Source organism: Paenibacillus sp. MER TA 81-3 (assembly GCF_023713585.1).
Classification (GTDB): domain Bacteria; phylum Bacillota; class Bacilli; order Paenibacillales; family Paenibacillaceae; genus Paenibacillus_B; species Paenibacillus_B profundus.
In genome coordinates, this window is the sequence record NZ_JAMAWB010000028.1 from 26,331 (window position 1) to 46,231 (window position 19,901).

Consider the following 19,901-nt stretch of genomic DNA (forward strand, 5'->3'; position numbering starts at 1 on the left):
CCGTTCCTCCATTCCTATTAACTGTATATGTATCCTTTATCCTTAAATACGTACCGTGCCGCTTATGCGCGCGGATTCATTAGTTGCTTCCATTATACGGCTCAGATCAATCGCCAGCGCTGTATTGTCGCCTTCCGGCTTCGTGCCGAGCATGCGGTTCACCCACTCCTGGGGTAAGGACGAACACATTCCCCCGCTGAAGAGTCAGCTCCTCGCCGTTCAACCGGTGTTTGCCCGTACCGCTCACAATCATCGTACATTCATAAAATTCGTGACCATGCCAAGGAACCTCGTCCGCCAAATACATCTCATATGCAGCCATACTGCGATCGGGCAGAAAGTCTGCAATTTGCAGCCGATTCAGTTCCACCGTGATAGCCTCCTTCAACACCTGCTCCCTTCGTGAATGAATTCGGCAAGTATGCGCTCATTCAGATGGGCATGCTCCGTGTTCCCCTACAGTATAGAAGAGACGGTGCAGCAATGCCCTGCGTTATTTATGGAAAATACGACTTATTTTAAGATGGCGAGCGTAAGGTATCCGACCATATTGCTCTTCCAGTTATTATCAGCAGTCCCCACTTCCTCGTACCATGTGGCTTACCAAACCTTTTGCCCACTATCCCATTGATTCAGAGTCCAATACTCGAGTGGCACAGTCCAAACGCTCTTAATTGTATGATTGGCGCACCCTAGTTCCCCCTCTCTATCTTGTCATGCTCCCTGCGTCTGCTGAATCCGGTCCTCCACCGTGCATTTGTTGATGTACACACACTTTTTCCAAAGCCTTCGAGTCGTTAATTATGCCATCTGTATTTCTAACTACTGCTCCTGAAGCATTAGAGGGGCAGTCTGAAGCATTGGGAGAGTGAACAAAAGAGAACCGAGAGAAGGGGGCGAACACGTTAGAGGGAATTTCCAAGAAGGCTGAAGGCAAAAAAATCCCTCCTCCGTTTGTCGCGTTGCAAACACCGCGATGCGGTAACGAAGAAGGGAATTTCAAATTTATTTTACGAAACCAAGCAGCATTTCTCGGATAATCTTGCTTGCCGTAATTGGCGTCTGCTCCGTCGGGTCGTAAATCGGCGCCACTTCCACCAAGTCGCAGCCGACGACGTTCGCGTCCGAACGGGCGATAAGGTGCACCGCTTCCAGCAGCTCCTTCGACGTAATGCCACCCGCTTCCGCCGTACCCGTACCAGGCGCACAGCTTGGATCGAGCACGTCAATGTCGATCGTGACATATACCGGCCGGCCTGCCAACTCAGGCAGCGCCTTCTTCAGCGGCTCCGCCACGTCGAACGGATAGAAATTAATGTTTTCCCGCGCATACGTCCATTCTTCGCGAGAACCGGAACGAATCCCGAATTGATAAATATTTTTGCCGCCCATCAAGCCTGCCGCCTTGCGAATCGGCGTAGAGTGAGAGAGTGGCTCCCCTTCATAGTGCTCGCGCAAATCAGCATGAGCGTCAATATGGATAATCGCCAAGTCTGGATACTTCTTGTACACCTCTTGAATGACTGGCCAGGTGACAAGATGCTCCCCGCCCATACCGACCGGGAATTTGCCATCAGCTAGCAGCCCGCGAATGTAATCACCGATAATGTCCAAGCTCTTCGCCGCATTGCCGAATGGCAGCAGCAAGTCGCCGGCATCGAAATAGTTCAGTTCTTCAATGCTCCGATCGAGATAAGGGCTGTACTCCTCCAAACCGACAGACGCCTCGCGGATACGGCCAGGGCCGAATCGCGAACCGGGGCGGAACGAGACCGTATAGTCCATCGGCATGCCGTAAATGACCGCTGTTGCGGCTTCATAATCATCCGAGCTGCAGATGAACACATTGCCGGAATATTTTTGATCCAGTTTCATAGTTGGCCTCCTTCGTTCTTTCTTTTGCCCCGTTATTATTTGCAGAGATCTTCTACAAATTTAGGCAGGCAGAAGGCTGCGTTATGCAGACGCGGCGAGTAGTATTTCGTTTCCATTTCCGGAATGCTCGCTTCATCTATATTCATAGGATCGTATTGCTTGCTGCCTATGGTGAACGTCCACAACCCGCTTGGGTAAGTCGGAATGTTCGCACCGTACACGCGTACGATCGGGAAAATTTCCTTAACGTCACGGTTTACCTGCTGAATCAGATCTGCCTTGAACCAAGGGTTGTCCGTCTGCGCCACGAACAAGCCGTCTTCCTTCAACGCTTCGTAAATGCCTTGGTAGAAGCCGCGCTCGAACAACGGCGCCGCAGGGCCGACAGGCTCCGTGGAATCGACCATGATGACATCGTACTCGTTCTTGCTGTTCAAAATATGCATGTAGCCATCGTTTACGATAACTTCGACACGTGGGTTGTCGAGTTCACCCGCAATTTCCGGCAAATATTTTTTCGAATATTCAATGACCTTTCCGTCGATTTCTACGAGGACCGCTTTCTCAACGGAAGGATGCTTCATAATTTCACGAATAACGCCACCATCTCCACCGCCGACTACGAGCACTTTCTTCGGATTCGGATGTGTAACGAGGGCCGGGTGCGCCACCATCTCATGGTAGACAAACTCGTCTTTAATCGTCGTCATAACCATGCCGTCCAATACGAGCATTCGTCCGAATTCCTCGGTATCCAACATCGTCAGATGCTGAAACGGCGTCTGTTCATTCACGAACGTCTCGCGAATTTTTGCCGTAATGCCGAAGGTCGGCGTCTGCTTCTCTGTAAACCACAATTCCATAAAATCAACCTTCTTTCTTCCGATATGGTATCGTTGGTCCAGTCGAAATGCTCGTAATGGTTCCCATGTATACATTCGTAACACTTCATCTCCATTTTGCACCAAACAAGAGTATTATAGCGTTTCCCCCCCAAAAAGCAACTATCTCCCAAGTAATTATTTTCAAACCATTTCGTCCGGTATAGAGCGAATGAAGCAGCTGCGTATGGAAAAATAACAATTGTGCAGATGAATATCCTTTTTTATCCTACTCCATACTGATAGCAAGGACTTTAAGCTGACTTGCCGACGGGAAAGCAGCCGATTATGAGGAGGAGCCCGACATGAATGCGAAAAAAAACTACACAAAGGCAAAACGCCGGCTCCGCCTGTTCCTATGGGGCATCATTGGCACGCTTGTACTTAGCCTCGGCGTCTCGGCTTCCGTGCTCGGCTATTTATATATGACGGATCTGCCTGTATCCAGTATTCAGCAATCGTCTCAGCTGCTAGACTTCCATGGGAACGTGCTGACAGCACTGACGCCAGGGCAGACGCAGCAGTCAGCGGTGAAGCTAGCCGATGTCGCGTCTGAAGTCGTCCAAGCGACGATAGCAACTGAGGATCGCCAATTCTACCATCATATGGGCATCGATTTCAAAGGAGTGGCGCGGGCCTTTCTCGTCAATCTGGAGCATCTGTCGAAAAAGCAAGGAGCGAGCACTTTAACACAGCAGCTCGCCCGCAATCTGTATCTTAGCCACGAACGAACATGGACCCGTAAGGCGAAGGAAGCGCTCTACGCGCTGCAGCTTGAGATGAAGTATAGCAAAGACGAAATTCTCGAGATGTATCTAAATCAAGTATATTACGGTCACGGGGCCTACGGCATCGAAGCGGCAGCTCAACTTTATTTCAACAAGCCTGCACGGAAATTGTCGCTGGCAGAGAGCGCATTGCTCGCCGGAATTCCGCGCGGACCCAGTTATTACTCGCCTTATTTAAATATGAAGAATGCAAAGGACCGCCAAAAAATTGTGCTGCAGAACATGGTCGATATGGGCGATATTACGCAGGATACAGCCAAACGCGCGTATAACGAAATGCTCGTCTTCCGCCCTCAGGAGGAGCGCGCCGAGACACTTGTCGCTCCTTATTTCCGCGATTATATCCGGCGGGATCTGGCGGCGCTCGGCATCCCCGATGAAATCGTGGAGGCTGGGGGCCTGCACGTCTACACAACGCTTGATAAGCGGGCGCAGGAGGCGGCAGAGGAAGCCGTCGCGAAGCAAATCCCCGCCTCGGGCGATCTGCAGGCTGCTCTTGTATCGATTGATCCGCGCAACGGATATATTAAGGCGATGGTAGGCGGCAAAAATTACCGCGTCAATCAATATAACCGCGTGTTCGCGGATACGCGTCAGCCCGGATCTGCCTTCAAGCCGATCGTCTATCTGGCGGCGCTGGAGAAACGGGCTGTCACGGCAGCCACGCATTTCGTGAGCGCCCCGACCTCATTCAGCTATGACGAAGGGCGCCAAGTGTACAAGCCGCGCAATTACGGCGGGAAATATTATGGCGATATCGATCTTCGTCAAGCGATTGCGGCGTCCGACAATATCTATGCAGTCAGTACCATTATGCAAATAGGCCCGGAACAAGTGATTTCGCTGGCCAGGCGTCTCGGTATCGATAGCAGCATGAAGCCGCTGCCTTCCTTGGCGCTCGGAACGTTCCCCGTCAGCCCTTTCGAAATGGCGTCTGCTTACGCCGTGTTCAGCAACGAGGGCAAACGTGTTATTCCGCGCGCCATCTTGAAAGTGACGGCCCCGGATCGACGGGTGCTATATGAAGCGCCGCCAGTGGAGTCAGAGCAGGTTATCGATCCATCCGACACTTACGTGTTGACGAGCTTAATGGAAAGCGTGTTCGAATCCGGTGGCACAGGCAATCGGGTCGCAGCCAGCATCAAACGACCCGTCGCCGGCAAGACGGGAACGACGGACTCCGACGCGTGGATTGTCGGCTACACGCCGGAATTGTCGACCGCCGTATGGGTCGGCTATGATCGCGGCAAGATGATTTCGGTGTCGGAATCGCATAAAGCAGCACCCATCTTCGCTGACTATACGGAGAAGGCGCTGACGAGCGTACCGCCTAAAATCTTCACCGTGCCGGATAACGTGGTTAGCATTTATATCGACCCGGATACAGGAAAGCTCGCCGGTGAGAATTGCCCCGTCAAGCGTCTGGAAACGTTCGTGAAGGGAACTGAACCGACGGAATGGTGTGACCAACACGGGGCCAAGCAACCTGACTCGCCGCAAGCGAAGCCGATTCAGGAGACGCAAGAAGCCGGGAAACGGTCGTGGTGGCAGCACTTCAAACGGTGGTGGACCAACTGATCGTGACTTCGGCACGAGGACGAAAGCATCGATGCTAGCAAAAAAGCTGCCGGAGATTCGGACTGCTCATACAGAGCTTTGTCCGGATTTCGGCAGCTTGGCTTTACTCACGCTGAAGATCAACGTCAAAAAGACCTGTTCCCTCTATAGGACACAGGTCTTCTTCCATTATAACACTGCCTCTAATATTGGCGGACGATTATGCCAACTGCGCTTTCAAATCATCCGATGAACGTTCCCACCACTCGGCGTTGTGCGTCATAAGCAGCTCGCGCAGTGCCGCTTTCTCCTCCGCGTCGAGTCCATCCAATATAATGCGGCGCTTCATCGCATTATCCATCTTATTCACGTGATCGGCGAGAATTTTCCAACCTCGCTTCGCTTCTGTGTCGACTAGCATCTCGCACGCCGCTAGACCACCGTAGCATGCGCCTTCAGGAGTTCTGTCTACTGCCACCCATACAATCCAGCATTTGCGGCCGTTCGGCACGTCCTCCTTGTTAGGTATGAACTTGATGCCACGCTCCACCTTGCTTTTCGCATGCATAGCACCCAAGTCAATATAAGCTTTGCCCTCATCGATAATGACAGGCGATACGTTGTTCAAATCGATGCTGCCTGAACCGAATCCTTTATGCTTACTGCTGCTCATCACATTCAGCGCAAGCGGCTTCTTAACCTTCTTATCCGAAGCATCCATCGTTATGCGCTCCTTCCTTGCCCTAATACTCCAGTACACAAGAGCCCTGGGGGGCGATCAAAATCATTTTCATTTTAGCTAATATTCCGCAAAAAGCCAACATATACATGCTGTAGATGCTTGTCAACGGGAGGTTAGAAACGTATGACCCGACGCAATGTCTATCGCCCACTTCTATTTATTATCGCACTCTTGGCCGCCAGCTTCATCCTCCTCGTCTGGTTCCGGCCGTCCGGCACCGTACCTTCTCTCGGTCCGGAAGTGCAGAAAAAAGCCGCACAGGAGCCCTTTACGCCGCAAAGCGTAGAGAAGCCGAGCGCCGAGGTGCTTAGTGATCGTATCGCCGAGTACCATATTGATGTCAAATTGGACGAGTCCAATCATACTCTGTTCGGTGATCAAACGGTCACTTGGACCAATCCGGGAATGAAGACGGTGAACGAGATCTATTTCAACCTGTATCCGAATGCGTTCCAATCCCCGGACTCTACCTTCATGAAAGAGTCGGGCGGCATATTGCGAGAGGACAAGATGCCGAAGGACGGTTATGGAGGCATGACCTTAACAGCGCTGACAACCGTAGACGGCCAATCCCTAATGAACCGGATCGAATACGTTCAGCCGGATGACGGCAATGCCAAGGATCAGACTGTCATGAAGATTCGCCTGCCTCAGCCCGTCAAAGGCCAGGAAGACATCACCTTGAAGCTGAAGTTCGAAGTGAAGCTGCCGCGAATATTCGCCCGGATGGGGTATGCAGATGATTTCGTCATGGCCGGACAATGGTACCCGAAGATTGCCGCCTATGAGAAAGCTGGTGTGCGCGGCAGGGCGGCCGAAGGCTGGAACGTGCATCAATATCACGGCAGCTCCGAGTTTTACTCCAACTACGGCATCTTCAATGTGCGCATCCAAGTACCGGAGTCATATATCGTCGCTTCGACCGGATTTCCGACGAAAACACCTTACATCGCGGACGGTTACAAAAACTATCAATTCTATGCAGACGACGTTCATGACTTCGCTTGGTCAGCTTCACCGAACTTCATTTACTATGAAGAACCGTTCTCTGCCCCGAATGTGCCGGGCGTCCGGATTAAGCTATATCTGGATCCGAAGCACAAATTGCTGAAGGAACGCTACATGTACGCGGCGAAGACCGCACTCGCCAAATTCAGCGAGTGGTACGGAAAATACCCGTATTCCACACTCTCTATTGTCGTCCCGCCAAAATCGGGCAACGGCGCAGGCGGAATGGAATACCCTACGCTCGTTACTGCATTCGGCGCCGAGAGTGACAGTCCAGGCTATGATTTGGAACGGACGGTCATCCATGAGATCGGCCATCAATATTTTTATGGTCTCATCGCCTCTAACGAGTTCGAAGAAGCGTGGCTTGATGAAGGGTTCACCTCCTATGCAGAGGACAAATTGATGGAGTCCGAATTCGGGGTCACGCCAAATCTAGCCATCACATCTAGCTACATTACCGATCCGGCTCCGCTCAAGCTCGCCGCTTGGCGGTATAAAAACCAAGATCATTATGCGGACAACGTATATTACCGCGCCAAGCTCGTGCTGATCGCCATCGAGAAGCAGGTCGGGGAGAAGACAATGCAGCGCATAATGAAGACGTACACTCAGAAATACCGCTTCCGTCATCCAACGACCGCCGACTTCCAACGTATCGTCGAACAGGTCACCAATCGCAAATGGACCGATTTCTTCAATCAATATGTGTATGGCGGCCAAATGGCTGACTTTGCCGTGGAAAGCATTGATACTCGCACTACTGAAGTAGGCGGCGCAACAAGTTATGAAGCGATCGTCCACATTCGTAAACTGGGCGCTGACTACCCGAATATCCCAATTATATTCCGATTTGCGGACGGAAGTACGACACGCAAAGTGTGGGACGGGGATGGCGATCGGATGCAGTACCGGATCACCCATACAGCTCCATTGGATTGGGTCATGGTGGATCCGCTCTATACGATCGTAGTGGAGAATAAACACATTAACAACTATATGAAAGCACAGATCGAGGAGCCTGTGCGCACGCGAGTGAACTTAACCGTCATTAAATTCTTTGAAGCATTTACGAACATATTGGGGTGGTGAGATCGATGAAAGCTTACATACGAACCGGGTGGGATTGGTTGAAAGAGCACGTATACATATGGGTCATCCTCTTTTTATACCAACTGCTATGGGGCTTCTTCGTCTACCGCTTCATTGACGGGATCGTATTGCCCGTGCTGCTGCGGTATCCGAATCCGGCCCCGACCGAGATGAGCTCCCAGCTCTTTCTGATCGAAAGTCAGTTTCACCTGTCAAAGACGAACGACTATGCGCCTTATTTGTGGATAGTAGTCGGTTGTATGGCCATTCGCATGCTGCTGACTCCCTTCATCGAAGCCGGCTTGTTCTATGCGATAGCACATCCGCGGCAGTCGGGACTAACCTTCTTCCAGGGTATAAAAGTAGTCTGGAAGCCGATGCTTCTGCTATATACCATAAAGACGGTTCTGCTCCTGGCGCCCGCTTATTGGTTTGTACCGTATGCAGCGCACGTATTGACGACCAAATCCACCATTGCGTCATTACTTGCATCCGTCGCACCGTTTGTGCTCATCTGGGCCATATGCGGTTGGATATTTCATCATTTGTTTTTATTTATGCAATTTGGCGCCGCTTCGGAATTGTCATTACTTCAATCCGTAACGGCGGGTGTGCGTCGAATGCTCCCTATACTCGGGCTTTCCCTTATTTTCATGGGCCTTGTGCTAGTTATTAGCTTACTATTTACAACCGCAGCGATGTTCTGGACTGGCATGACCGCGCTGATTCTGCAGCAAGCATTTCCTGCTGTTCGGGCCGTGTGCAAGATGTGGGGGGTGTCCGCTCGGTACGCCATATGGCAGGAGGCTAATCAGCAATCAAAATGAGGAAAATGTAACAATTCAAAAACCCGTCACATTTCCATTTAAAAGCGTGATAAAAAAGCTTGTCTGTCGTCGGAAATGACGTTCAGACAAGCTTTTTGTATTTATTGGACAAAAAGTGTTTGTCAAAAGAAAAAAGGTCTGTTACAATAAGTCGTAGATTTATTACAACTTTGTCATGAAAGCGACATTAACATTTGCAAATTTGTAACTAACGAATACAGCAACTAAATCCGAACAGTGATGCCGAATTTCCGGACAACCGGAAAGCGGGGGAACCAGTTATTTGGGTGAATTGATCTCGTATCACAGGGATCATAGGGGACCTTCAACCGAACCCTCCAGCTAACCTCGCAGGCAAGGAAGGGGCTTTCCAATTTGAAGAAGAAGCTAGTAACGGCGGCGCTCGGCCTTAGCGTCCTATTCACATTCAGTGCAGGCAGCGCTTTCGCGGCGTCCAAGATGGATAACAAAATTGAAGATCTGTTAGGTATTACGTACAAGTATGGCGGAACCACAACGAATGGTTTCGATTGCTCCGGTTTCACCAAGTACGTATTTGACAATTTCGAAATCGATTTGCCACGCTCCTCGTCGTCTCAATTCGACGTAGGTGAAAAAGTAAGCAAAGATGAGTTGCGTCCTGGCGATTTAGTCTTCTTCGACACTAGCGGTGGAAACGGTGTGTCACATGTTGGAATCTTTGTCGGTGACGGCAAATTTGCTCATGCATCGACAGACAAAGGCACCCGCATAGACAAGCTTAGCATGGACTATTACGAGAAGCGTTATGTAGGCGCGCGTCGTGTGATGAGCGAGAACCAATACTCTTCATACGCAACAGAATAGCAATTAGCAGTCATAATGAAATTATACTTATATAGGCGTACATAGCCCGATGGGAAGCGATAACCGCTGTCTGTCGGGTTTTTCATATGTTCTGGCAGGAATCTTACACAAGATTACCCCGTCAAGCAGAAACGGAAACCATTTACCTGCGCATTATACTGAATTTAAAGGAGGCATGCCGGATAAACATGCCTCCTTATGTTATCCCAATACATCGACAGCTCGATATATTTATATGCCTTCACTATACCTTATGTTACTTCGATTCGCGCAGCTTCGCTTTCAGTTCATCAGGGCTTAACCCCTCTGTCGAAATACCCCGTTTCTCCGCTTCCTGCTTCAACCGTTCCATTCGTCTTTCGACGCGTTCTCCATCATCCCGATGTTTCTCGTGGAACATTTGTCCTTTTTCACCTAATTTCGCCTTCAGTTCCTGTCGAATTTGCTCACGGCTCTTCCCTTCAGTCTGAATGCCATGCTTCTTCGCCATGAGTTGAAGCTTTTTCTCTCGCAGCTCCTTCATTTCAGAACGAAGCTCTTTCATTTGTGTATGGATTTGCTCCAGCTCTTTATCTGTTTCCGACTCGACCTGCTTAGTGCTCTCTGCCGGCTTTGTCGATTCGGCTTGCTTCACGGCGGTTAGGGACGTATCCCCGATAAGCTTCCAATCGGTTCCGTTCAGTCCTTTCTCCCCTTGCGCCGCCGCTGGCGATGCTAAGAGAAGCATCATTAGACTGGTCCAAGCAATTACAGTTGAGGTACGTTTCAAATATATCCTCCTCCTTCTACAAGAGATGGTACTAGTATGTTCATCCAACCTGAAAGGAAACTGAAAATCAACTAAAACTTTTCTTAATTGCTCAATTGCTGCCAAGTGTAAAGTCACCCGAGCTGGTACGAACTTTCAGCTTCGCCTCGCCACTGCCGAACGCTCCTTTTAGGCTGCTTCCATTTTCGCTGTTCTCTTCATATGTCATGCCATTCCACTCAATGCGCCCGTTGCCGGACCCTCCACGAAAATCGACCGCCAGCGATTTCGGTTCATTGGCCAGATCGACCGTTACAGATCCGCTGTTTGCCTTTAAGTCAGCATCATGCAACAAATCGTCGAATTTCACCTCTATATTCCCTGAACTCGTGACGCCCTGCAATGCTGCTTCTCCATTCGCCAAATCCACAGTGCCGCTGTCAGTATTGAATGTAAGCGTCTCAGCTTTGAATTCGTCCGCTGTAACATTGCCGGAGTTCGCCTGCAATGTGATCGCGTCTGCTTCAACAGCCTGTACCTGGATGTTGCCGCTGCTTGATTTCACGTTTACTGTCTTTCCCGTAATTTGCGCCGCATCGGTGTTGCCGCTGCCTGTGTCGAATGTCAGTGCGTCGGCCTTGAAATGCTGCGCCTTGACATTGCCTGAGCTCGCCTGCAATGCTATCGTATCCGCCTCGATAACCGTTGCAAGAATATCGCCGCTGCCCGTTTTCACAAGCACTTTGTTCCCATACAGTTGGGACACATCCACATTGCCGCTGCCTACGTTGACATCTACGCCATCCCATTGCTTCTCAGGAAGCTCAACAATGAAATCGACATTTAAAATATTGATGCCGAGACTGATATCATTCGGCACTTCCACTCCCAACTCGAGTGTATCCCCTTGCGGAGCCACTTTTATATCTATTCTATCCGCATATTTAGGGCTTACCTGTCCTTTTAGACGTACTTTGATTTGATCCGAATTGCCGCGCAAAATTTGTACGTCCGGGCTTCCGCTCTCAATGAAAACGTTCCGGAAGTCGCCCGCATCAACCGTTTTTTCCTTGCTGATTTCCTTCGTGCCGAAGGATAGTAAATCGCGCGGAAATAGATTTCCCGGATTCAGAGCGAACAGCACGCCTGCAATCCCGGCCATTATCAACAACACACCTATCACTTTTCTCATCTTTGATTTCCCCTATATTTATATATTTAACTTCGCATCTGTTATAAGCCTTCCTCAGTATAGCATGAGTGTTTCTGCTCACGCTCTGGTCTGACGGAGTATTTCACACCCGCCTTAAGTCTAGTCTACTGTATGCTTCTGCTCCGCAGAACTGCCTCTGCAAGATTGAGGAACGATTGCAAGCTTAGTTCCCGAATCAGCATTGTATTGTGCGCCACAGACCATACAAATGCATTCACATTTCCGATTCTGTGCAAATGCACCGATAATTTGATAAATGATTTCCTGCGATAACTCCTCTGCCTCATGGACATGACTCGTTTTACAGCCAAAGACAAAAAATAATAAGAATTATTCTCACAACTTATGGACTTCAACGCATTCTACCGTAGTAATGAAGGGGAAAAATGATACAATAGGAGTAGACGAAGAACGTCCTTTACCTTTTATAAGGTGCGAGGGCGTTCTTTTTTTGTTAAGGAGGCGGATAAAGTATGGATTTTGAAACGGCACATGCACAATTTTTGAATTATCATCGTGCGCGTCGAAGCGGAGAAAGAAAGGGACGCTTACTCAGAGGACATCATTATGCCGAAAAGCTGCTGTTGAAAAATGTATGGTGGCCACTGTTCGGTAACCTTGACCATCTGCATCCAGAATATGAGGTGTTCGATTGGAATCGCAAATCGCAATTTCTAGATGTTGCTTTTCTCCCGCCATTCGGTAAATTCGGGTTGGAATGCGACGGTTTCCAAAGTCATGTAAAGGATATGGACCGGGAGAGATTCAGCTACGCCTTGAACCGGGATACCTTTCTGACCGGAATGGGGTGGAAAATGATCCATTTCTCCTTCGAAGATGTTCAGAATCGGCCTGAAATATGCCGCACCCTGCTGCAATTGGTCCTCAGTCCTTATCTCATCCGAAGTCTGCCTCCCCGTCCGGCTGTCTTCATCGAGAAGGAGATTCTTCGGTACGCTTGGACGCTAGGAAGAAGAGTTCGGCCCAAGGATGTGGCTGACTACTTTGATGTCGATTTCCGTACTGCCCGCAAATGGCTGCGATCATTGGTGGAGAAGGGCTGGCTGCAGCCTATAGCAAGAGGCAGGGATATCCGTTACTACGAATTGAAGGAAGTCGCTATGGAACACTTATTGTAGGCCGACAAGTCGTTCGTGTGTTAACTCCGTTCATGTTGTGTAGAGGAGGGCTAAAGGGGCCTCGATAGTATCTGCAAAGATATGTTTTGGTTCATGCACTGTCTGTGCGCTATCTGTGCGTTGGTATGAGTTGGTCTTGTTCGCTGGAAGTTGGCTATGAGTCCGCTGTGGAGTTTCCTTTTGTGATTCCATTGGAAAACGTACAGTGTTTCTTCACCTTCTAGCTGGCAAGAGGGCATTCTACTGGAATTCATCCAGCAGAATGAGACCGCAAGGCCCTGGTAGGAGGAAATGAGGCCATTTGATTGGATGTTTTCCAGTAGAAGTCCAAGCAAGCCATGGAAAAAAAGAAATCCATTGGACATAATCCAATGGATTGAACGGCGAACAGACTCCTGGGACAATTTCCTCCTCGAAACGTATTTTTTCCAGACAAACTCCTCTATATCTCCATACAGACTCCAGATTAGTCCTATACATTAGAGATACCAAGAAGGAGGTTAGAAATTATGAATTTTATCAAACGTGCATTTTTAAGCATACAAGCAAGAAAGGGAAAATCTCTTATCTTATTTGCTGTGTTCGTAGTTCTTACGAATTTAGTATTAGCAGGCTTCGCCATACAGAATGTTACAAAGACAGCGAATGATCTTGCCAGGAAAAAGCTAGGAGTTGACGTGACGCTAGGATTAGATGGAGAAAAGTTTCAAAAGTACGTGCAAAAACAGAGAAATGAGCATCCAAATGAAAGAATACACCGCCCGGAAATTTCTACAGAGGAAGCCGATAAGCTAGCTGAATCACCATATGTAAAAGATTTTAACTATCTAAAAGATAGTCAAGGCGCAGCGGATGGCTATACTCCCATTAATGGCGATAACGAGGGAGAAGCGATAGGGGGAGCCATAGGGGGAGGCCAAGGGAATATGAAAATGCCAAATACAACCATTAGCGGTGTGAGAAGTTCTGAATTATTGAAAGAATTTACGGAAGAAACGAATAAAATGATTGAGGGACGTCCCATAACATCAGAAGACAAAGATAAGAAAGTAGCCCTCATTGAAAAACAGTTAGCTGAGCATAACAATCTACAAGTTGGTGATCGGTTGAAGATTCAATCACCAGATGAAACATCGACCCTTGATTTAGAGATTATAGGAATTTATGAAACGTCCACGATAGACAGCAACCTGGAATCGGCACCGCCTATGTTTCATCCATCGAACAAAGTATATGTCTCGAACGGAGCGTTAAAAGAATTTTCGGAAAATAAGGAAATGAAGGGAACACCCATTGATCAAGCCATTTACTACTTGAATAATCCAGACCATATCGAGGATTTCAAAGCAGAGGGAAAGAAAGCAGGAATTGACTTCGACCTGTTCAAACTAGATGCTCATGATGCATTATATCGAAAAATGCAACGCACTTTCCGCCATTTCGTAAAATTGCATGGATATTGACCGCGACAATAAGCGCATCCGACTGTATTAACGGAGCCCTGTACAGAGACTCACTTGGCCGTCGCCATAACATTCGTTCGCTCCAAAATATCAAATAACGCCTCGTTGAATGCCTCCTTTCGTTCAAGCATGGCAATATGTCCTGCATCCGGTATGGAGTAAAACCGCTTGAGCGGAGCTTCTATGGTTGCAAAGAATTCCTGTGCCAGCGGATAGGGAGTTTGCCAGTCCCGATCGCCATGTACATAAAAGACAGGTATTTCAAACGCAGCGCCCATCGACGACAAATCAAATGATTCCATTAAATATTTCCAAATATGACGCTGTCCGACACTAAATGCCCCGGAGATAAAGAAATAACGCATATCCTTGAACGTATAAAATGGTGAACATAAAACATTGCCGATCAATTCCATTGTTGGACCGGCCGCTAACTTATATTTTCTTTGGAATTTTCGAACCTTCTTAAGTTTCCTGATCATGTCATCATCGAATGCGCGGGGAGGGTATGGTTCCAAACGAAGGAGAGCTTGATAATCGTTGTCGTTTCCCGCTTCTTTTGCTGATTCCAGTACTTTTTCGTACCCGACGCGTTCATTGTCAATCATATTGACAACCTGTCCGACGCCGATATAAGCCTGCACTAGCTCCGGATATTTTTTACTGAACAGGCTGCCTAGCACCGAGCCCCATGAATGTCCCAAAATGATAATCTTCTCTTTGTGATACTTTTTTTCTAAATATTTCACAATTTCATAAGTATCCTGAACGATACGGTCAACCGTGGTTGTTGGCGCAACTTGTTTCGGATCATTATTGAAATAGGTTTTGCCGCTGTTTCTTTGATCCCAATGTACGACCGTGACGCGCTTCTCCCACGGGATCTGAAACTCTTGGGCGAACGGCAGTATAGGCTCTCCCGGGCCGCCATGCAAAAACAGCATCACAGGATTGTCAATGTCCTCGCCCCGATGATGCAAATATTGCGAAATGCCGCCGATGGTTACGAATTCCCTGCAATCAATGCCATTACTCATGGGAGTAATCCGAATTTGATTTGCCTTCTTCTTTTTCTTGTACTGGACAAACAGAACCAAGCAAACCATTAATATAAGCAATCCGCTTAAAACTATCAATAAAACGCTCATAGGTACCTCCGATAACCGATATGACCGCGGTTCCGCTCAACGGAACAATTGTGGTCAATCCCATACAACAGTTTGTATTTCTTTAGAAATTCTCTCATTGCTTGGCTCCCCCCGCCATGTAGTCGGCAATGGAATGGACGAGTATATCCAAGGCCTTCTCTCTTCCCCGCTCACCAAAAGGCATATCTTGCGAACCAATAAAATGGAGCGCATTCATTAAACATGCAAGCACATCAATCTCGCATCCCGATTCGTCAATGCCGCAAAGCGATAAGGTCCTGCTAAAATAGTCGTTTGATTTTAATGCTTCCCAGTCTGCCGCCTCATCTGGAAGCTTACGAAGCAGATACTCTATATCCGATGGAGAAACGTAGAGAACAATACTGTCCGCTGCCAGATAGATTTCCTTCAATGCCTTTATAAGCTTTTCTTTCAATTTTATTTTTTTGGACAAAACGGATTCCACTCTCTCAAACATTCTATTCTCGTTCTTTTTGATAATCGTATAGAGGAGTTCTTCTTTGGAATTGTAGTACGAGTAAAAGGAACCTTTACCGATATTTGCCGCAATGGTGATATCCTCCACAGTAACCCGCTTTACGCCTTTTTTGCGAATCAGTTCAATCCCTTTTGTATACATCGCTTCTCTCACCATTTCTTTTTCATGTTCGGTAACAATCTTAGGCATAATCCCCCTCCTTTTAATGACTATAAATTAACTATACAGTCAATAAAAATATATTAACCTCTTTTTCTGCTTCTTACAAGATGTTTTTTCAACTTATTTCAAGGTTCTTTTAAAGTTGATTTAAGTTCGCTAATATAGAGTTAAGCTATTGCGGAAGCCCTACAGGTATGATGTAGCATCTTCCTCGGGTCTGGTTGGCATGCACATGCAAGGAGCAATGGCCATATTCGCTGTCAATCTCAAAAGAATATTGACAATTATGAAGTAAAAGAGGTAGAGAAGAACATAAATAAAGGCGACTTTCCATTCAGGATATGAAAAATCGCCTTTATCAAGTTAATTTCATTTTACAAAATTAATAGTATAAGTTTTTCAGTGGCCTCGCCAGACGCGGGCTCTTCAGCTTTACTCTTTCCCAGTGGCTGCCGGATTGTCCGGATAGCTAATCCAATCGCTCCAGCTGCCCTCGTATGTTAGGACGTCGGATTATCATGACGCCTATGTTACAATAAGGTGACAAAGGGGGAGTCATTATTGAGAAAACAAAAAATCGTGATTATTGGCGCAGGAATTGCCGGGGCGTCCGTAGCCTATCATCTGGCCGAACGAAATCAAGATGTAACCGTTATTGAACGACACCCCGCCGCGGCGCGTGAAGTCACGGAAAAATCGTTTGCCTGGATACATACGACGCATAGGGTGGCTCCCGAATACTGGCATTTATACGATGCGGCTTGTGAAGAATATCATGCGCTTCAGCGAGATTTGTCCGAACTGAAAATTCATTGGCACGGGGCGCTGACTTGGGACAATCCGCCCCTAAGGGAGCAACTCCGTTTTCAAAAATTAAACCGGGAGCAGCTTGAGGCATTGGAACCGAATCTGAAGGAATATCCGGATGAAGCGATGTTTGTCAGCGAAGAAGGTGCGGTGGACCCGATAGGGTTAACGGAGCTGTTGTTGAGCAAAGCGCGGGAGTACGGAGCAAAGGTTCAGTTCGGTACCACCGTTACACAGCTGCAGCAAGAAGATTCCTGCCTGGTCGGCGTCCACACGTCCAAGGGTTTTCTGGAGTCGGATGTCGTGGTATTGGCCGCAGGTACAGGCATACCCGAACTTTGCAACCCGTTAGGTTGTCCCGTGCCGGTAACGCCGTCGCCTTCCATTCTGATTCGGATGAAAACTGCGAATAAGCTGATACGCACATTAATCTCAAATGCGCAATTTGAAGCGCGTCAACTGACGGATCATACGCTGCTGGCTGCGGAAGATTATATCGACGAGTCGGAAGAAAACGGGCCAGAGGCGGTCGGCAAGCGAGCATTCGAGACGTTGCGTCGCAGTCTGAAGGGCGGGAATCAATTGGAACTGGAAAGCATCCAGGTCGGGATGAGACCAATGCCTGAAGACGGCTATCCGATCGTGGGCTTCCATGATCACATAAAGGGACTTTATCTGACAGTGATGCATTCTGCAATTACGCTGGCGCCGCTGATTGCGCGTCTGGCTGCAAGTGAAATAATCAATCGGGAATCAAGAAGCGAATTAGTCCCTTGTCGACTCTCCCGTTTTAAGGACCACACGAGGGATGACCCCGCTGTTTCTCGCGCGTGAGGTTGTGAATCAAGTGGAATTGCATGCACGTGCAAATTGACCTCGACACTCCTGGACACAAAGCAAAGGAGTACATCGTTACATGAGCGACGACGTACTCCGTGTTACAACCTGTATAACTGCTTACGCCTTCTCCTCTTCCCCCACCGCAATTGGATTCTCCTCATAGCTAATCCAATCGCTCCAGCTTCCCGCATACAGCTTGACGCGCGGATAACCCGATTGCCACAAGGATAGCACATTCGGGCAAGCAGTAACCCCTGAACCGCAGTACACGATAATCTCATCCGCCTCTTTCACGAGCCGATCCCACGCTTCACGCTGCGATCCGACGGCTTTCCATCGTCCCGACGTCTCGTCCACACCATAGCGCCAGAAATGATTCACCGCGCCGGGAATATGGCCTGCCTTCGGATCGATCGACTCCGATTCTCCTGCATATCGCGCAGGCTCGCGTGAATCGATCAGCACGACACCCGGACGGCCCAGCCGTTCTCTTACGTCTTTCATATGTATGACCAGATCTGGACGGACATGCGGCTCATATATGCGGGCAGCCGGGGATGGCTGTCCCGTGCTTATCGGGTAGCCGAGCTTCGCCCAATCGCTGTAGCCGCCGTCCATCACTTTAACGATGCCCTGATGTCCTACATATTGCAGCAGCCACCATAACCTGCTCGCCATCGCCCCGCCCTGGTCATCATAGACAATGACAGTCGTATCACGGTCAATCCCACGTTCCCCCAGCCTGTTGGAGAGCATCTCTGGCGAAGGCAGCGGATGCCGTCCGCCATGAGCGCCCACAGGCGATGACAAATCATGGTCCAAGTTAAAGTAGATCGCGCCAGGAAGATGTCCTTCCTCATAGGCGGCATGCCCGCGTTCCGGCTCTGCCAGCCAGAAGCGGCAGTCTGCAATGACAACTCTGGCTTGTCCCAACAGAGACTGCACTTCCTCGAATGAGATCATCCATGTCTGCTGCTTCATTTCGATTCCCCCTCTTAACGGGCGCCGCAGCACCCTATTCTTCTATTTGAACCGCCCGCATGTATATTGTCAATTGAATCCAAACCTGTCACAATATTATCATATACCTGAAGGGGGTCTAATCCATGTCATCATCCCATAGTTCAGACCAATATTCTGACAGCCAAGCTCCTCAGCCAGATGCGGCTGCACCCAATTCCTTATCCTCCCCATTCGGCGTACGCCCGATGACAGAAGAAGATGCGGAACAGATCTGCGCGTGGACATATGAGCCGCCCTATCACCTGTACGGCTTCCTGCCGTGGAATCAGACGAAAGCGCTCGGCATAGAAATGGGCGACCCTGACATCCGACGCGACCAATACGTCTCCGTTACCAATACTGCAGGCGAACTTGCAGGGTTCGCGCAGCTGTTCCCGCTCGTCGGCGTCACTCGCTTAGGCTTGGGCATGCGCCCCGATATGCTCGGTCAAGGTCAAGGCGCATCGTTCGTCCAAGTCATTGCAGATGAAGCCCTCCGCCGTCATCCAGAGGATGAGATTGATCTGGAAGTGCTGACTTGGAACGAGCGCGCCATTCGCGCATATAAGAAAGCCGGATTTCGGATTACCGATACGTATGAACGGCCAACTCCGACCGGACATGGACAATTCTACTGCATGGTGTTCGATCCGCTAGCTGAAGAGGCAGAGCGGTAACACCCTATTTAAGTCAGCTGTATCGTAGCCACCGTTTCGCTGTCCACCACGACTTCTATAATGTGGAACTTCGGATCATGCTGGACACTGCCGCTGCCGATAAAGAGCAGCTTCTCCTGTCCCAATCCGTAAAACACATCATCTGCGAGCGCTTCCAACACTTCCTGTCGTTCTGTGTCACCAAGTGCGGTCCACTCTTCTTCCGTCATGTCAAAAAAGGTGTATCCGTCAGGGATAAGCCCGACCGCCACCGTCAATTCTTCCAAGATGTCTTTGTATAGTCTTCCGAATGCAACGCCCATTTGCTTGCTAACTCCCCTCAAATCAACTTAACCGTATTGTAGCACATCTCCCCCGTCTCGCTCGAATGTTGGACGAAAAAAGGGCGCTCCGGAGCTGCCCCTGAATCGCCTTGCTTCGTTTTATCCTGCGTCTCCCATTGCGTGGGGTGATGTTTCGTTCGGCGATGGTGTGGAGGCAGAACTGCACGCGGCCATGCTTACGGACGCAATAAGCAACAGTGCGATCAGTCCCCTTTTTTATTCATTTCTCCCTGTCTTGCAATCAGACAAAGTGCTTCCAATCGT

General features: G+C 48.9%; 19 protein-coding genes and 1 riboswitch. Of the genes, 8 read left to right on the forward strand and 11 right to left on the reverse strand.

Annotated elements, in window-relative coordinates:
* Positions 1 to 106: 106 nt before the first annotated feature.
* The 3 genes from M3650_RS27605 to speE all read right to left on the reverse strand — a co-directional run bounded on the left by M3650_RS27605 (position 107) and on the right by speE (position 2,738).
* Positions 107 to 370 carry a cupin domain-containing protein gene (locus M3650_RS27605; protein ID WP_251579391.1) on the reverse strand — a complete coding sequence of 88 codons (264 nt, stop codon included), beginning with the start codon at positions 368 to 370 and terminating at the stop codon, positions 107 to 109.
* Between the two features lie 635 nt (positions 371 to 1,005).
* Positions 1,006 to 1,875, reverse strand: a complete 870-nt coding sequence (gene speB, locus M3650_RS27610; protein WP_233698447.1) for an agmatinase — start codon at positions 1,873 to 1,875, stop codon at positions 1,006 to 1,008.
* A gap of 35 nt (positions 1,876 to 1,910) precedes the next feature.
* A complete protein-coding gene (gene speE, locus M3650_RS27615; protein WP_251579393.1) occupies positions 1,911 to 2,738 on the reverse strand; it encodes a polyamine aminopropyltransferase in 828 nt (275 codons plus the stop codon).
* A 323-nt stretch (positions 2,739 to 3,061) separates the two neighbouring features.
* Between speE and M3650_RS27620 the strand changes: the two genes are divergently transcribed.
* Entirely contained in the window at positions 3,062 to 5,122 is a 2,061-nt protein-coding gene (locus M3650_RS27620; RefSeq protein WP_251579395.1) for a transglycosylase domain-containing protein, read from the forward strand.
* Between the two features lie 199 nt (positions 5,123 to 5,321).
* Here the strand turns inward: M3650_RS27620 and M3650_RS27625 are convergent, their stop codons facing one another.
* Positions 5,322 to 5,822: a YwhD family protein gene (locus tag M3650_RS27625; RefSeq protein ID WP_233698445.1), complete on the reverse strand. Its 501-nt coding sequence runs from the start codon at positions 5,820 to 5,822 to the stop codon at positions 5,322 to 5,324.
* Positions 5,823 to 5,966: 144 nt separating this feature from the next.
* Between M3650_RS27625 and M3650_RS27630 the strand changes: the two genes are divergently transcribed.
* The 3 genes from M3650_RS27630 to M3650_RS27640 all read left to right on the forward strand — a co-directional run bounded on the left by M3650_RS27630 (position 5,967) and on the right by M3650_RS27640 (position 9,616).
* Positions 5,967 to 7,943: a M1 family metallopeptidase gene (locus M3650_RS27630; protein WP_251579397.1), complete on the forward strand. Its 1,977-nt coding sequence runs from the start codon at positions 5,967 to 5,969 to the stop codon at positions 7,941 to 7,943.
* Between the two features lie 5 nt (positions 7,944 to 7,948).
* Complete coding sequence (locus M3650_RS27635; RefSeq protein ID WP_251579399.1) at positions 7,949 to 8,770, forward strand: carbamoyl transferase; 822 nt, start codon at positions 7,949 to 7,951, stop codon at positions 8,768 to 8,770.
* A 231-nt stretch (positions 8,771 to 9,001) separates the two neighbouring features.
* A riboswitch (cyclic di-AMP (ydaO/yuaA leader) is annotated at positions 9,002 to 9,142 on the forward strand.
* 3 nt (positions 9,143 to 9,145) lie between these two features.
* On the forward strand, positions 9,146 to 9,616 hold the full coding sequence (locus M3650_RS27640; RefSeq protein WP_019421183.1) for a C40 family peptidase: 471 nt from the start codon (positions 9,146 to 9,148) through the stop codon (positions 9,614 to 9,616).
* Between the two features lie 256 nt (positions 9,617 to 9,872).
* Here the strand turns inward: M3650_RS27640 and M3650_RS27645 are convergent, their stop codons facing one another.
* The gene (locus M3650_RS27645) at positions 9,873 to 10,385 is read right to left on the reverse strand and encodes a serine protease (RefSeq protein ID WP_251579402.1); all 513 of its coding nucleotides are present in this window, start codon (positions 10,383 to 10,385) and stop codon (positions 9,873 to 9,875) included.
* 91 nt (positions 10,386 to 10,476) lie between these two features.
* Positions 10,477 to 11,556, reverse strand: coding sequence for a DUF4097 family beta strand repeat-containing protein (locus M3650_RS27650; RefSeq protein ID WP_251579404.1), 1,080 nt, complete (start codon positions 11,554 to 11,556; stop codon positions 10,477 to 10,479).
* Positions 11,557 to 12,050: 494 nt separating this feature from the next.
* Between M3650_RS27650 and M3650_RS27655 the strand changes: the two genes are divergently transcribed.
* Both M3650_RS27655 and M3650_RS27660 read left to right on the forward strand, forming a co-directional pair.
* Positions 12,051 to 12,716, forward strand: a complete 666-nt coding sequence (locus M3650_RS27655) for a hypothetical protein (protein WP_251579406.1) — start codon at positions 12,051 to 12,053, stop codon at positions 12,714 to 12,716.
* 509 nt (positions 12,717 to 13,225) lie between these two features.
* Positions 13,226 to 14,179, forward strand: coding sequence for an ABC transporter permease (locus M3650_RS27660; RefSeq protein ID WP_251579407.1), 954 nt, complete (start codon positions 13,226 to 13,228; stop codon positions 14,177 to 14,179).
* Between the two features lie 50 nt (positions 14,180 to 14,229).
* Here M3650_RS27660 and M3650_RS27665 read toward each other — a convergent pair whose 3' ends face one another.
* The 3 genes from M3650_RS27665 to M3650_RS27675 are packed head-to-tail and all read right to left on the reverse strand — an operon-like array spanning position 14,230 to position 16,015.
* Complete coding sequence (locus M3650_RS27665) at positions 14,230 to 15,216, reverse strand: alpha/beta fold hydrolase (RefSeq protein WP_251579409.1); 987 nt, start codon at positions 15,214 to 15,216, stop codon at positions 14,230 to 14,232.
* Positions 15,209 to 15,391: a hypothetical protein gene (locus M3650_RS27670; RefSeq protein ID WP_251579411.1), complete on the reverse strand. Its 183-nt coding sequence runs from the start codon at positions 15,389 to 15,391 to the stop codon at positions 15,209 to 15,211. The genes M3650_RS27665 and M3650_RS27670 overlap by 8 nt, the downstream gene beginning before the upstream one ends.
* A gap of 30 nt (positions 15,392 to 15,421) precedes the next feature.
* The gene (locus M3650_RS27675) at positions 15,422 to 16,015 is read right to left on the reverse strand and encodes a TetR/AcrR family transcriptional regulator (protein WP_251579413.1); all 594 of its coding nucleotides are present in this window, start codon (positions 16,013 to 16,015) and stop codon (positions 15,422 to 15,424) included.
* A 534-nt stretch (positions 16,016 to 16,549) separates the two neighbouring features.
* Here M3650_RS27675 and M3650_RS27680 point away from each other — a divergent pair.
* Entirely contained in the window at positions 16,550 to 17,629 is a 1,080-nt protein-coding gene (locus M3650_RS27680; protein WP_251579415.1) for an NAD(P)/FAD-dependent oxidoreductase, read from the forward strand.
* A gap of 123 nt (positions 17,630 to 17,752) precedes the next feature.
* Here the strand turns inward: M3650_RS27680 and M3650_RS27685 are convergent, their stop codons facing one another.
* Positions 17,753 to 18,616, reverse strand: coding sequence for a sulfurtransferase (locus M3650_RS27685; protein ID WP_019421166.1), 864 nt, complete (start codon positions 18,614 to 18,616; stop codon positions 17,753 to 17,755).
* A gap of 227 nt (positions 18,617 to 18,843) precedes the next feature.
* On the opposite strand from M3650_RS27685, the gene M3650_RS27690 reads away from it, so the two are divergent.
* The gene (locus M3650_RS27690; RefSeq protein ID WP_233698462.1) at positions 18,844 to 19,314 is read left to right on the forward strand and encodes a GNAT family N-acetyltransferase; all 471 of its coding nucleotides are present in this window, start codon (positions 18,844 to 18,846) and stop codon (positions 19,312 to 19,314) included.
* A gap of 8 nt (positions 19,315 to 19,322) precedes the next feature.
* Here the strand turns inward: M3650_RS27690 and M3650_RS27695 are convergent, their stop codons facing one another.
* Positions 19,323 to 19,616 carry a hypothetical protein gene (locus tag M3650_RS27695; RefSeq protein ID WP_019421164.1) on the reverse strand — a complete coding sequence of 98 codons (294 nt, stop codon included), beginning with the start codon at positions 19,614 to 19,616 and terminating at the stop codon, positions 19,323 to 19,325.
* Positions 19,617 to 19,901 lie beyond the last annotated feature (285 nt).

What these genes read in the sequence shown, in the direction of transcription:
- speB (WP_233698447.1), bottom strand. Translation starts at nt 1,875, where the DNA reads ATGAAACTGGATCAAAAATATTCCGGCAATGTGTTCATCTGCAGCTCG.
- speE (WP_251579393.1), bottom strand. Translation starts at nt 2,738, where the DNA reads ATGGAATTGTGGTTTACAGAGAAGCAGACGCCGACCTTCGGCATTACG.
- M3650_RS27620 (WP_251579395.1), top strand. Translation starts at nt 3,062, where the DNA reads ATGAATGCGAAAAAAAACTACACAAAGGCAAAACGCCGGCTCCGCCTG.
- M3650_RS27625 (WP_233698445.1), bottom strand. Translation starts at nt 5,822, where the DNA reads ATGGATGCTTCGGATAAGAAGGTTAAGAAGCCGCTTGCGCTGAATGTG.
- M3650_RS27630 (WP_251579397.1), top strand. Translation starts at nt 5,967, where the DNA reads ATGACCCGACGCAATGTCTATCGCCCACTTCTATTTATTATCGCACTC.
- M3650_RS27635 (WP_251579399.1), top strand. Translation starts at nt 7,949, where the DNA reads ATGAAAGCTTACATACGAACCGGGTGGGATTGGTTGAAAGAGCACGTA.
- M3650_RS27650 (WP_251579404.1), bottom strand. Translation starts at nt 11,556, where the DNA reads ATGAGAAAAGTGATAGGTGTGTTGTTGATAATGGCCGGGATTGCAGGC.
- M3650_RS27655 (WP_251579406.1), top strand. Translation starts at nt 12,051, where the DNA reads ATGGATTTTGAAACGGCACATGCACAATTTTTGAATTATCATCGTGCG.
- M3650_RS27660 (WP_251579407.1), top strand. Translation starts at nt 13,226, where the DNA reads ATGAATTTTATCAAACGTGCATTTTTAAGCATACAAGCAAGAAAGGGA.
- M3650_RS27665 (WP_251579409.1), bottom strand. Translation starts at nt 15,216, where the DNA reads ATGAGTAATGGCATTGATTGCAGGGAATTCGTAACCATCGGCGGCATT.
- M3650_RS27670 (WP_251579411.1), bottom strand. Translation starts at nt 15,391, where the DNA reads ATGGGATTGACCACAATTGTTCCGTTGAGCGGAACCGCGGTCATATCG.
- M3650_RS27675 (WP_251579413.1), bottom strand. Translation starts at nt 16,015, where the DNA reads ATGCCTAAGATTGTTACCGAACATGAAAAAGAAATGGTGAGAGAAGCG.
- M3650_RS27685 (WP_019421166.1), bottom strand. Translation starts at nt 18,616, where the DNA reads ATGAAGCAGCAGACATGGATGATCTCATTCGAGGAAGTGCAGTCTCTG.
- M3650_RS27690 (WP_233698462.1), top strand. Translation starts at nt 18,844, where the DNA reads ATGACAGAAGAAGATGCGGAACAGATCTGCGCGTGGACATATGAGCCG.
- M3650_RS27695 (WP_019421164.1), bottom strand. Translation starts at nt 19,616, where the DNA reads ATGGGCGTTGCATTCGGAAGACTATACAAAGACATCTTGGAAGAATTG.